This window comes from Flavobacterium sp. AC274 (genome assembly GCF_979258275.1).
Genome location: NZ_OZ409852.1, coordinates 5,238,075 through 5,251,077, shown reverse-complemented (window position 1 = coordinate 5,251,077; position 13,003 = coordinate 5,238,075). Strand labels below are relative to the sequence as shown.

Sequence of the window (13,003 nt, the reverse complement as noted above, 5' to 3'; positions counted from 1 at the left end):
TGTGATGTGAGGAAAATTAGTTTTAATATGCATTTGAAACTCTAAGAGCGACCCATTGTATTTTTTAACAAAATCAACCAACTCTCCTTTCGGCTTTCTGAAATGTTTATTAATGTTTTTAATAATAGCTCTCCTAGTGCCATTTTTAAATCTATTTATAAAACCTTTTTGGCTATTAACCTTTAATGTTCCTGCAAGAATTTCTTTGGATAAATAATTACTAGATATGAACCAATTAAACGCACTAGTGTAGGCTCTTTCTCCTCCTATTAAAAACTTGGGAACCAATATAATTTTTTTCCTGCAAATGAGGGAAGATTAGCATCTCTAAACATCCAGCAATTCTTACTAGAATCAAAATATTCAATTTGAACTTTTGAGGTTGGAATATTATGCAATAGACATTGCTTGTAAGTGAAATCTGCAAAAATATCTCTACAAACATTTGCTAAAGTATCAGACATATTATCAGCCCCAATTCCTTTCACTAATAATAAAACATTATGCGCTTCATTTGTTATAGATAATCCCTCTCTTGCAAAAAGATTGCTACTTAATGAATCGAAAATCACTTCAGCCTTTGTTTGTCCAATACCCTTTCCTTTATTAGTTTTGGAATATCCAAATCCGTACTCATTTGCTTCCTGTAAATGTGACAGAAAAGCAAGTCCATTTATTCTATCATTAGGAACAACATAAGTTCTATTCAAGTTCTCTAAAAATGATTTACTCCTCAAGTATATCTTCTTAGCTATTTTATTATGTAAATTATTAGCAATATTATATGGATCAATAAAGAGCTCCAAATCACTCCCTAATAAAATATTTACATGTTCTGCTGATTTTGTGACATTAAAATGTCCATTAAAATTTTTCTTATTTTTTTTCATCTTACTTAATTTTTCAATATTTTATAACTCCACTCCTTATAAAAACTGGAGTGGAATTATTGGTTATGCTAAACAGTATTATTTTTTACCTTTACTGTCACTTCTGTTACTTCTAATATGTTCTCTAACTTCTATTTTTTTCCATCCACAACTTTCGTATGTGCAGGAATTCTATTGAATTTTTTTCCATCTGAATCTTTAGCCATAATTTTTACACCTCCTTTCTAATATTTTTTTAGTTATTAATATTTTTATTATAAGTTTGTTATGCCCCTACAATATCATATTAATTGCATTTTTTAAAACTCCCCCAAAAAGGGTAAATTTTTTTTTACAGTAAATAGATAAATATGGAAGACCTTGGTGATTTTTATGAATTTAACTCAATAAAACTAGAAGAAGTTTCTGATCTAGAATGGAAACTTGCTCTTATTAAATGTGAAGAACATATTGATAATAGAATAAAAATGAAAACGCTTTATGGAGCACATACAGCTAACAATCTAGGTATTGATGCTAAGGAATATTATATGAATTTTGCTGAAGATGCATTATTTTTTGGTCACTGGCAATGGAAAGATAACTTTGATTTGTCTGAGCAATTAATAAGAATAATTGATAGTAGAATTACTACTGTAGTTAAGTCATATAAAAATCGTAAACTTAAAAATGAGAAAAAAATAGAAGAAGGATTAGTTCCCGAAACCATTGAAATTGAATTTAGAGATATTGAAGTAGACTTCTACAGTTTATGTTCCGATGATGAATTTGATATATCTAAAGCAGAGGAATACGAACTAAAAATTAAGGAGATTGAAAGTATCATTAAATCTCATAAAGATCCAAATATCGATTTTTTATGGGAGTGTATTAAAGAAGGAAAGAAGAGAAATGAAATATCTGAATTATTGGAGATAACACCAAAACAATTAGATAAGATCAGAGAAAAACTTCTATCAATTACAAAATTAATTATTTAAATTTAGTAGAATATGGATGCAAAAAATGCAATAGAAATTTTAAATAATTATTATGGTTTAATGATTGAATTAAATTATCATAAGCCAGCTGAAGATTATTTAGATGAATTAGAAAATACAAGCGAATTTGTAAATAAACATTTAAAACAAATTAAATTAAAACGCTCGAAAGCAAAAGCATTATTTACCAAACAAAAATATATAGCACTTCAAAATGAATTTAAGAAACTTAAAGAATATGGAGTTGAAGAACTAAAAAAGTTATTAGGAGTAAAAGAACGTCAAGATTTAGTGCCTCTATTTAGAAAATTTGAAGAACTTTCTAAAAATGAAGAAGCTGAAATCACTGACGATAACGACTTCCTCGATTTCATTGCCATTCTTAAAGAAAAAATGGATAATGAGACTAAATAAATCGGAGAGACAAGCGGTTGACCTATTAAACTCGCTTGGTTGGGTAAAACCAGGAGATTTATCTTTAGAAGAGATTGTATGGTCAGCGGGTGCATTTCTTAAATATTCCGACATGAGTAAATGCGAAGGGAGAATTCTTATGAATAAGAACAATGCAATTATTTCAATATCTTCAAAAATTAAATATCAGCCTAAAATTAATTTCACAATTGCTCATGAAATTGGTCATTTAATAATGCATCGTAATATATCTTATTTGTTTTCTGATACAAAGCAAACCTTACAGCAATGGCTAGCAAGAGGAACTCATGAGATGGAAGCGAACGATTTTGCATCTGAATTGTTAATGCCGAGTCAACTATTTAAGGAAAAAATTAGAGGAAAAAAACTAGACTTAAATTTAATAAAAGATACCGCTAATTATTTCGGAACTTCTCAAACTGCAACTTTTCTTAAGTATAAAAATCTTGGAGATTATGCCATTTCAATTATATATTTAGAAAACTCTAGAGTGGTATGGCACCAAGAATCGGATGATTTTCCATTAAAATATATCCCTAAAGGTTTTAAGGCGCCTGAACAATCGAATTGTGGAGATTTTTTCAAAGGGCTTACTATTGAAGATGAACCAACTTCTATTGAAGCTTTAGAATGGTTTCCAGAAGATTTTAATATTGATGATTATTTACAATTGGAACTTTATGAACAATGCTATAAAGTTAGTGATACTTCGATTTTATGTTGTCTTTGGGTAAAATAGAAAAATAATCTCCTGCTACTAAATCACAAAAATTTAACAGTAGGGAAGTAATAATTAAAATATCTAAAATTATTAATTAATTGGATGATTTTAAAATGCATTAGAAATGTTGTTCAAAATCTTCAGATCTTCCAATAAATGGTTCGAATTCTGTACCGTCAAGGTCACAGTAAACAGGCAAAATACATTACTTATGTATTTTGCCTGTTTTTTTTGAGCATTGTCTCCATGTTTTTATGACAACTAAATATAATTCGATTTTTATTGTTGTTTGTCTTACTTCCTCTAAAATCCTTTTGATACTATTCAATTAAATTCTATAAACCAATTATTGAGGTGTTAAGTAGACTTTTTTTCTGCCTATGAATTTGCTCATTCCTGCCTATTAATATATGGTTTTATTGATTTTTTTGAACAATTGTCCTTAATGTAAGAAATGTCCTTATTTACAAGCTTAAAAACTTTTGGAGGCAATAATAAGTCAAAATGGCTTTAATCTTTGAAAAATCAAATTCTGTTAGTTTCTAAATCCGGCAGATTTATTTATTAAATGTCTAAAACTACTGTAAAATAAGGCTATTGCAACTTGTTCTTGCTTTTTTTAGTAGACGGTTAGATTAATTTTTTTATGCGGATTTAATATTAAATGATTAAAGAAATGGATGGATTTTTTTAGAAGAATTTATATTGGACTTTAATTTTTTTGAAAAGTAAATAAATAAATGGATAAAAATGAACAAAAATGGCTTAAAAAAAGAAAAAAGATGAAGTAGAAAATTAGCAAAAATGACTTAATAATTTAAAAACAAAAATGGATAGAAATAAAATAAAAATGAACAAAAATTTACTTATTGTATTAGCCTTTCTTTTATTCAATATAATGGGGTATGGGCAAAAAACTTGGACAGGAGCCACGAGCACTGCATGGGACGTAGATACAAACTGGAGCCCTGCTGGAAAGCCAACAGCCAGCGACAATGTAATAATATCGAATGCTGCCAATCAGCCGATAATTTCAGCCGCAGGAGCTTCTTGTGCAATTCTTGAGTTGTCAAATTCAACACCTGGCAGTGTTGTTATTCTGACGGTAAAATCGGGATCTTTTTTTCCTGCATCAATAATTATGAATAGTACCGGTGGAGATACCAGCGATTGTAGTTTAAATATCAATGCTGGAAGAGTAACTGTAACAGGAAATGTTACAATGAATGGTACCGCTCTTCAAAATGATGTAACTTTTTCTGGAGAAGGAAATTTATTAATTGGGGGAGTAATGACTGGTGGTATATTAAATTCCAATGCAAAAGGGACTGTAGCTTATAATGGTACAGGAACGCGTGCTGTAGGTGCTTATACTTATAATAATCTAACACTTTCTGGTAGTGGTATCAGAACAATTAATCCTTCAGGAGTAATTGTAAATGGTACTCTTGCTATGGCAGGTTCAGCTACAGCTTCTGCTGCCCCAACTTATGGTGCTAATGCTGCTTTACAGTACAACAGTACCTCATCTCTGACAGTTGGACCGGAATGGATTAGCCCATTTGTCTCAACTGGAGGTGTTGAAATTTCTGCTCCTAACGGTTTAAGTGTAGTTACTATAAGTAATAGCGTAGAAAAAAGATTTAATGAAGGTGTGCCACTTATTATAGATGAAGATGCTTCATTACTAATTAGTAATACTGATCTTTATTTGGGGGGCGATTTTATGAATAATAGAGGTTCATTAAATTCGGATGGATTTGTTTATTTAACAGGTACTGCTAACCAAAGTATTGATGGTTTTACAGCTCTAAGAGGAGTTTCTATGGATAAACCTGCTGGTATAGCAACTTTTACAGGAAATATTACTACAGGAAAATTATTAATGAATGGTGGAGGTACACTTAAGCTTGGAACTGGCCTAACCCATACCTGTACTGATTGGCAAAGAGGTATTGGAAATATGTATGGTGGTTCAAGTCTTTTAAAAATTTCTGGAAATGTACTTGGTACTAGTAGTAGTTTTTATGCAGAAACTGGGACAGTAGAGTTTAATGGAGGAAATCAAAGTTTAGGAGCAGTATATATAGGCTATAATAATCTTGTATTATCAGGAACAGGAATTAAATCTTTTTGGAATATAGTTACAGTAAATGAAACTTTATCTATAGCGACTGGTGTAGTTGCTGATCTTAGAGCTAATTTAGTGCATACTGCCAAATATATAAAATTGGGAGGTACTCCTGGATCTGGTGGATCATGGGGGAACTCAGTTTCAAACGCAGTGAATAAAAACGATGTTTATTTTGCTTCTAATAATGGTATTGTAAATGTTGGACCAACAATCGTAATAAGTACTAATAGTTTAGCGGCATTAACTACAACTTATGGTACGCCATCAGGCTCAAATAGTTTTGTCCTGTCTGGTCTTGCTATGAATGAAGCAATTTTAGTTACTGCTCCTACAGGATTTGAAGTGAGTACAGATGGGGTTACTTTTAGCAATACAATTTCTATTGGAGCAGCAGGTAATATTGCGGCCAAAACAGTTTATGTTCGATTAAAAGGAACAATTGATGCAAAAGATTATTCTGGAAATGTAGTTCTAACAAGTAATGGTACAACCACCGTAAATTTACCAATAGCAATAAGTACTGTAAATAAAGCACCTCTAACTATCACAGCAGTTAATAAGGATAGACAATATGGTGTTGCAAATCCAGTTTTAACAGCAACTTATGCCGGGTTTGTAAATGGAGACGCTGAAGCTAGTTTAACAACATTACCTACAATTGCAACTACAGCGGTTATAGGAAGTGCAGTTGGAAATTATCCAATCACAGTTAGTGGAGCAGTTTCATCAAACTACACTATTACTTATGGAGCTAATGCTGTATTAGCCATTACTCCTGCAGCTTTAACTATTACTGCACTTAATAGCAGTAAAGTTTACGGATCAGATAATCCGGTATTAACAGCAACTTATGTTGGGTTTGTAAATGGAGATACTCAAGCGAGTTTAACAACATTACCTACAATTACAACTACAGCAGTTAAAGGAAGTGCGGTTGGAAATTATCCAATCACAGCTAGTGGAGCAGTTTCATCAAACTACACCATTACTTATGGAGCAAATGCATCATTGGCTATTACTCCTGCAACATTAACTATTACAGCAGATAATAATAGTAAAGTTTACGGATCAGATAATCCTGTATTAACAGCAACTTATGCTGGGTTTGTAAATGGAGACACTCAGGCAAGTTTAACTACAGTACCTACAATTGCAACTACAGCAGTTAAAGGAAGTACAGTTGGAAATTATCCAATCACAGCTAGTGGAGCAGTTTCATCAAACTATACTATTACTTATGGAGCAAATGGATCATTGGCTATTACTCCTGCAGCATTAACAATTACAACAAATAATAATAATAAAGTTTACGGATCAGATAATCCTGTGTTAACACCAACTTATGCTGGGTTTGTAAATGGAGATACTCAGGCAAGTTTAACTACATTACCTACAATTGCAACTGCAGCAGTTAAAGGAAGTGCAGTTGGAAATTATCCAATCACAGCTAGTGGAGCAGTTTCATCAAACTATATTATTACTTATGTGGCAAATGGATCATTGACTATTACTCCTGCTGCATTAACTATTACAGCAAATAATAATAATAAAACTTACGGATTAGATAATCCAGTTTTAACAGCAAGTTATGCTGGATTTGTAAATGGAGATAATGAGGCAAGTTTAACAGCATTGCCTGCAATTACAACTACAGCAGTTAAAACAAGTGCAGTAGGTACTTATCCAATCGCTGCTAGTGGAGCGGTTTCATCAAACTATACTATTAGCTACGTTCCTGGAACTTTAACCGTTATCCCTTCTAGCAATGCAGGTTTGGGAGATTTAACTATCAGTGAAGGTACATTAAGTCCAGCTTTTGCAGAAGGAACTAAAGATTATACAGCAACAGTACCTAATGATATTAAAAATATTACAGTTACACCAACTACTGCAGATGCGACGGCAACTGTAACAGTAAATGGAGTAGAGGTGCCAAGTGGAGCTGCTTCTGGAAATATTCCTTTAGAAGTAGGTAAAAATGAAATCACCACGATAATAACAGCTCAGGATGGAACTATTAACACTTATACAATAATTGTTACAAGAGAGCCTTCTAGTGATGCAGGTTTAGGAGATTTAACTATCAGTGAAGGTACATTAAGTCCAGCTTTTGCAGAAGGAACTAAAGATTATACAGCTACAGTACCTAATGATGTTACAGGTATTACAGTTACACCAACTATTGCAGATGCTACAGCAACAGTAACAGTAAATGGAGTAGAAGTACCAAGCGGAAAAGCTTCTGGAGAAATTGCTTTGCAAGTAGGTGAAAATACGATTACTACAGTAGTAACTGCAGAGGATGGGACTATTAATACTTATGTAATAGTTGTTACAAGAGAAGAAGCAGCTTCTAAGCCATCTGATAATGCAGGTTTATCTGACATTGTTGTAAGTGAAGGTACTTTAAGTCCAGAATTTAATACAGATACGAAAAATTACACAGTAGATGTACCAAATGAGACTAATTCAATTATAATCACTCCTACACCAATCGATCCAAATGCAACTGTTGAGATAATAGTTGATGGAAAAACAGTTACTGATAATACGGCTCCAATTGATCTAAAAACAGGAGAAAATGTAGTTACAATAGTTGTTACAGCTCCAGATGGTACACAAGAAACATATACAGTTATTGTAAACAGAGAAGATGCAGTACCAGTTATCCCTTCAAATATTATTACTCCAAACGGAGATGGTAAAAACGATGTTTGGGTAGTTCCAGGTCTGAATGTATATCCTAACAATTCAGTTAAAGTTTTTGACAGAGCAGCAAGATTAGTGTATTCTAAAAATAACTATAACAGTGATTGGGATGGTACTTATAAAGGATCTCCACTTACTGAGGATACTTATTACTATCTAATTGATCTAGGGAATGGTTCACCTAAACTTAAAGGGTTCATTTCAATTATTAGAGACTAATAATTAAGAAGGAAAGAAATAAAACAATGAAAATTAAAAAAATGAGAGCAATCTATATAAAGGTAATGATGTTCCTGATTCTATTAGGAGCAAATACCGCAAATGCGCAGTTAACAGAATACGAGTCCATGTATTTTCAAAATCAATACTTAAATAACCCTGCTATGGCAGGGTTAGAAGAAGGTATGAAATTTAACATAGGCTACCAAAGACAATGGGATGAAGTTCCCGGGAATCCAATATTAATGAATGCCACTTTCGAATATAATGGAGGCAACAGAACAGGGTTAGGATTAAATGTAAGTAGTGACAGAGCCGGTTTAATCAATAGAACAAGAATAATGGGAACATATGCCTATCATTTACCAATAGGAGTTGATCAAAAATTAAATTTCGGATTATCTGCAGGTGCAAAATTTGCTTCTATTGATTACAATAAAATTATAGGAGATAAAGATGATGTTGCATTACAGAACTATAATAAAGGTGCAGCTTTTGATGGAGATCTGGGTATCGCATATACTAGTAGACTATTGACAATCCAGGCTGCATTGCCAAATCTTAATGCTTTAATGTATGATAATAATGATGGTGTGAAAAAATATGTAGATCGTTCTATTTTTTATTCAGCAGTGAGTTATAAAATATTACTGTCAAATGAAGATGAAAACTTAAATGTTGAACCATTGATCGCTTATAGAGGGGTTAAAGGACACAAAGATATTTTAGATGCCGGGGCAAGATTTAACTTTCCGGATTATAAGATGAATGTATCAGCATTTTACCATACTAATAAAACTGTTTCTACAGCTTTTGGTATTTCACTTAACGATTTGGGTGTTTTTCTGGCTTATTCTAAATATTTTGGAAGTCTTGGTGCTTATGCAAACAATACTTTTGAAGTTGGACTTAACTATAAATTGTAATATAAGAGTTGATACAGACTAAGATAGATTTCTTATTGAGTAAAGAATCTCATTCTAATCAGTTTTAAAAAAAGCCAGTGATTTATAGACTGCACCCAAAAGTTTAGACAAATTTATAATTAAGTTTGATAATAATGAGCTCGATATTTTATCGGGCTCATTTTATTTAAATTTGATTTAATTCTTTCATTATTGTAATAGATTATATATCTATTAATTTCTTTTTTTAATTGTTCTATTGATTTGAATTTTTGAGTATAAAACATTTCAGATTTTAATATTCCAAAGAAGTTTTCAATAATTGCATTATCCAAACAGTTTCCTTTTCTTGACATACTTTGTTTGATTCCTTTTTGTTCTAATAAATGTTGGTAATGTTTCATTTGGTATTGCCAGCCTTGGTCAGAATGAAGTATTAAATTTGTATTGTTTGGTATTTTTCTAAAGGCTTTTCTCAGCATCATAACCACTTGATTGAACACTGGTCTCTCCGTAACTTCATAGCTGATTATTTCTTGATTAAACAAGTCAATTATTGGTGATAAATATAATTTGTTTCCCCCTACGTTGAACTCTGTTATATCGGTTGCCCATTTTTGATTTGGGGCTTGTGCCCTAAAATTTCGTTCCAGTATATTTGGAGCTATTTTACCATTTTCACCTTTGTAAGATTTATATTTTTTTACTCTAATAACACTTTTCAGCCCTAATAGATTCATTAATCTGAGAACTGTTTTATGATTGATAAGCACCCCTCTGTTTTGCAGTTCATCGGTTATCCTTCTATAGCCATAGCGTCCTTTATGCTTTTGATAAATGGCTTTAATCAGTTCTTTAGTTTCTTTATATTTATCAGGTGATTTACTTTGTTTTTGATGATAATAAAAACTGCTGCGCGCCATATTTGCTAGGTCCAGAAGTAATTCCAAACCAAATTTATGCCTTAATTCGTTTATGGCTTTGGATTTTTCCTGGCTTGAATTAAGGCTTGAAGCTTTTTTAGCAATTCATTCTCACAGCGAAGTCTTTCGTTTTCTTTCAGCAGTTCTTGCTCTCTTGTAAGGAGTTTGTCTGATTTACGTTTTTTGCCTTTATTATCACTCATCGATATGGGTCTGCCTCTTTGTTTTGGTTGTAATGCTGCTAGCCCAAAGTTAGCAAAATCTTTTTTCCATTTTAAAATTATGGACATATTGGGAATATTAAATCTTATGCCAGCCTGCATCAAGGAAAGAGATTCTTTTTGTATGCTATTGAGTACTTTTAGTTTAAATTCGGCTGAATAGCTTTGATTCATTCGTGGCAATAAACCAATTTTACCATATGCCTTATAAAAACTGACCCACTTACGAATATTCCATCTTGCAGTCTGTTTTAATTTTGAAACATACCCATCTGAATAATGCTTCTTTAAAACCAATTCTACACATTCTAACTTAAATGCATAGTCATACTTTACTTTTCTTTCCATAAAAAATGCCCCAAATAGTGTCTAACTTTTTGGGACATGTTCATTATTTTCACTGGCTTTTTCATTTTAGCATGATAATATTCTAAATGGTCATCAATTTATTTTGTATTCTCTAAAAAAGCATGAATATAATTTGCTACAAGATCTACATGTTGATGTTGTGGTGCATGTCCTGTCTGTGGAAGAACGATTAATTGCGCCGTTGGCATTTGTCTTGTTAAGGGATACCAATTTTCGACAGCAAAACTAATGTCATGATCTCCGGAAATAATTAAAATTGGAGTTTTAGTAGTTTTAAGTTTTCCTTTAAAATTATCTTTATCTTCTGTTAAACCAGCGCTGCCTTTAAAATAAAGTTGAAAAATATCCATAGTAGAAGGAATTTTAGAAACATCAATTCTTTTTGCAATTCTGTCGTGTGATGCTTTGGCTTCTGCTTTGCTTTCTTCAGAAGAAGGTTCGAAAAACAATACAATTTCATCATCAAAATCATTAACCGGTTTTAAAGCTGAATCCAGAAATGCCTGCTCCAGTGGAACAACTCTTTCACCCGGAGGCCCAGTTCCTAATAATACGGTTTGTGAAATAAGATCTGAAAATTGCAATGTTGCAACCTGAGTTACTAATCCACCATAAGACCAGCCTATTATAATTATTTTTTTTATTTTCAGAAAATCGGCCAGATCTTTTACATCTTTTGCAACATCTTTTAAGTCAGTTGGTAAAGTTCCTGTTGAGTAGCCAATACCAGTGTAATCAAAAGTAATTACCTTGTAGTTTTCGGCAAGTTTGTCTAAAAATAGGGGATCCCAGGTATCTAGTGTTCCTCTAAAGCGATTTACTAAAATAATGGGAGTTCCTTTTCCTATAGTACGGTAAGCGATTTTTCTGCCTGCAACATCAGCAAATTCTGTTTTAGAATTCAAAGCAGTTATTTTTTGTGCATTCATAATAGATAAATTTGTTATAAGCATCAAAAAAACAAATGGAATTGTAAATGTTTTCATTGTTTTTGAATTTTGGTTAATGATAAATTCAGATAAACAATTTTAATGCCCTAGGTGAAAAATATTTATGAACCAATAGTTTTGGGATATTGAATGAATTTTACATTCGTATGTTTTGTTTTATATCGCTATAACCAATATGTTTTAGCGATATTTCGAAAATTAGATTTCTATTGTACTGCCTATTTTTGGTAAGTATAATTGGAGATTTGCGTTTTTAAAACTTTCTTCAGCTTTTTGGTGATCCATGATAATGAAACCAAAAGTGTCATAATGAACGCCTAATATTTTATTGACTCCAACTAATTTTGATGCCTCAATAGCTTCTTCAATTCCCATTGTAAGGCCATCTCCAATTGGGAAAACAGCAAAGTCAAGTTTGGTAAATTTCGGAATCAGTTGCATATCCAGAGTTAAGGCTGTATCACCGCTATAATAAAAATTTCCATCAACGGTAGTTAACACAAAACCACAGGCAATTCCTCCATAACTTCCATCCATAAAACTACTTGGATGCTGTGCAATAACACATTTTACGGATCCAAAGTCAAAATCAAACTTTCCACCCGGATTAATTGGATGCGCGTTTTCGATTCCGTTTTTTAAGAGCCAGTTATAGATTTCAAAATTGCCAAGAACCTTTGCTCCCGTATTTTTTGCGATGCGTTCTACATCTAAAATATGATCGTAATGGGCATGTGAAATAAAAATATAGTCAGCTTTGATTTCGTCAATATTAATATCTTTTGCTAATTCGTTGCCGGTAATAAAAGGGTCGAATAGAATATTTTTTCCATTGGCATAAACTGAAAAACAAGAATGTCCGTAATAAGTTATCTTCATAATAAATAGATTTTATAAATTGATAATTATCTAAAGTAGTTAACTTTTTATCCAAAAAATGTACCACCCAAAACGGACTTTGAAGGAAACTATTTATTCCTCAAAAACTTTTTCAGTATTGACAGGATTATTTTCCTGATATAATTTTTTACCAATCATGCCTTTGTCGCCAAGAGCGCGACCTTTTATCAGCCAGGCAATCCCGAAAGCAAAAAGAGCAAGTGCCTCTAAAACTAATGTTGAATAAGTGAAAAATTTCAAACTTTCGGAAACAGGTACCATAATTATAAAAACAAGTATGGAATATCCGCAAAACCTATAAATATTATTTTCGTTAAGAATACTTTTTGGATCTCTGGTTTCATTTTTCTGACCAATTGTAAAAACATTAATAGACAATAAAGCCATGATTAAAAACAACAAAGCCGCAAAGCCATAATGAAACCAGCCAAGCCATTTTTCCGGATATGGAATTATTGTGTAAATTTTAATTGCAAAATCGTCAGGATTCATTGGTATTAATGCTACACCAATCGCCATGATTCCCGCAATATTAGTCAATAAATTGTCATTTTTCCAGATTGAAGCATTGCTTGTGCCTTTGTAGCAAATTAAAAATAAACCTACAGCACACAAGGTTCCCGTGAAGACTTCTCTTAGATTAGTGA

The 13,003-nt window shown here is 32.1% G+C and carries 11 protein-coding genes; 5 read left to right on the top strand and 6 right to left on the bottom strand.

The features are described from left to right. Positions 1–269: 269 nt before the first annotated feature. The gene (locus tag ACZZZT_RS23665; RefSeq protein ID WP_463462165.1) at positions 270–890 is read right to left on the bottom strand and encodes a hypothetical protein; all 621 of its coding nucleotides are present in this window, start codon (positions 888–890) and stop codon (positions 270–272) included. Positions 891–1,240: 350 nt separating this feature from the next. Between ACZZZT_RS23665 and ACZZZT_RS23660 the strand changes: the two genes are divergently transcribed. The 5 genes from ACZZZT_RS23660 (at position 1,241) to ACZZZT_RS23640 (ending at position 9,014) form a co-directional block, all read left to right on the top strand. Continuing rightward, entirely contained in the window at positions 1,241–1,870 is a 630-nt protein-coding gene (locus ACZZZT_RS23660) for a hypothetical protein (RefSeq protein WP_463462164.1), read from the top strand. A 12-nt stretch (positions 1,871–1,882) separates the two neighbouring features. Then, positions 1,883–2,284, top strand: a complete 402-nt coding sequence (locus ACZZZT_RS23655) for a hypothetical protein (protein WP_463462163.1) — start codon at positions 1,883–1,885, stop codon at positions 2,282–2,284. After that, the gene (locus tag ACZZZT_RS23650) at positions 2,271–3,044 is read left to right on the top strand and encodes an ImmA/IrrE family metallo-endopeptidase (protein ID WP_463462162.1); all 774 of its coding nucleotides are present in this window, start codon (positions 2,271–2,273) and stop codon (positions 3,042–3,044) included. Before ACZZZT_RS23655 ends, ACZZZT_RS23650 begins: the two co-directional genes overlap by 14 nt. A gap of 832 nt (positions 3,045–3,876) precedes the next feature. Then, on the top strand, positions 3,877–8,088 hold the full coding sequence (locus tag ACZZZT_RS23645) for an MBG domain-containing protein (protein ID WP_463462161.1): 4,212 nt from the start codon (positions 3,877–3,879) through the stop codon (positions 8,086–8,088). A 41-nt stretch (positions 8,089–8,129) separates the two neighbouring features. Beyond that, positions 8,130–9,014, top strand: a complete 885-nt coding sequence (locus ACZZZT_RS23640; protein ID WP_165587181.1) for a PorP/SprF family type IX secretion system membrane protein — start codon at positions 8,130–8,132, stop codon at positions 9,012–9,014. Positions 9,015–9,133: 119 nt separating this feature from the next. Here the strand turns inward: ACZZZT_RS23640 and ACZZZT_RS23635 are convergent, their stop codons facing one another. The 5 genes from ACZZZT_RS23635 to ACZZZT_RS23615 form a co-directional block, all read right to left on the bottom strand. Continuing rightward, on the bottom strand, positions 9,134–9,970 hold the full coding sequence (locus tag ACZZZT_RS23635) for an IS3 family transposase (protein ID WP_463462493.1): 837 nt from the start codon (positions 9,968–9,970) through the stop codon (positions 9,134–9,136). Next, a complete protein-coding gene (locus ACZZZT_RS23630; RefSeq protein WP_463459475.1) occupies positions 9,967–10,485 on the bottom strand; it encodes a transposase in 519 nt (172 codons plus the stop codon). Before ACZZZT_RS23630 ends, ACZZZT_RS23635 begins: the two co-directional genes overlap by 4 nt. 98 nt (positions 10,486–10,583) lie before the next feature. Next, the gene (locus ACZZZT_RS23625) at positions 10,584–11,492 is read right to left on the bottom strand and encodes an alpha/beta fold hydrolase (protein WP_463462160.1); all 909 of its coding nucleotides are present in this window, start codon (positions 11,490–11,492) and stop codon (positions 10,584–10,586) included. Between the two features lie 162 nt (positions 11,493–11,654). After that, a complete protein-coding gene (locus tag ACZZZT_RS23620; protein WP_463462159.1) occupies positions 11,655–12,335 on the bottom strand; it encodes a metal-dependent hydrolase in 681 nt (226 codons plus the stop codon). Between the two features lie 93 nt (positions 12,336–12,428). Continuing rightward, a complete protein-coding gene (locus ACZZZT_RS23615) occupies positions 12,429–12,896 on the bottom strand; it encodes a hypothetical protein (protein ID WP_463462158.1) in 468 nt (155 codons plus the stop codon). Between the last annotated feature and the right edge of the window lie 107 nt (positions 12,897–13,003).

Coding starts and splice junctions, on each gene's coding strand:
- ACZZZT_RS23665 (WP_463462165.1), bottom strand. CDS start 890: ATGAAAAAAAATAAGAAAAATTTTAATGGACATTTTAATGTCACAAAA.
- ACZZZT_RS23660 (WP_463462164.1), top strand. CDS start 1,241: ATGGAAGACCTTGGTGATTTTTATGAATTTAACTCAATAAAACTAGAA.
- ACZZZT_RS23655 (WP_463462163.1), top strand. CDS start 1,883: ATGGATGCAAAAAATGCAATAGAAATTTTAAATAATTATTATGGTTTA.
- ACZZZT_RS23650 (WP_463462162.1), top strand. CDS start 2,271: ATGAGACTAAATAAATCGGAGAGACAAGCGGTTGACCTATTAAACTCG.
- ACZZZT_RS23645 (WP_463462161.1), top strand. CDS start 3,877: ATGAACAAAAATTTACTTATTGTATTAGCCTTTCTTTTATTCAATATA.
- ACZZZT_RS23640 (WP_165587181.1), top strand. CDS start 8,130: ATGAGAGCAATCTATATAAAGGTAATGATGTTCCTGATTCTATTAGGA.
- ACZZZT_RS23630 (WP_463459475.1), bottom strand. CDS start 10,485: ATGGAAAGAAAAGTAAAGTATGACTATGCATTTAAGTTAGAATGTGTA.
- ACZZZT_RS23625 (WP_463462160.1), bottom strand. CDS start 11,492: ATGAAAACATTTACAATTCCATTTGTTTTTTTGATGCTTATAACAAAT.
- ACZZZT_RS23620 (WP_463462159.1), bottom strand. CDS start 12,335: ATGAAGATAACTTATTACGGACATTCTTGTTTTTCAGTTTATGCCAAT.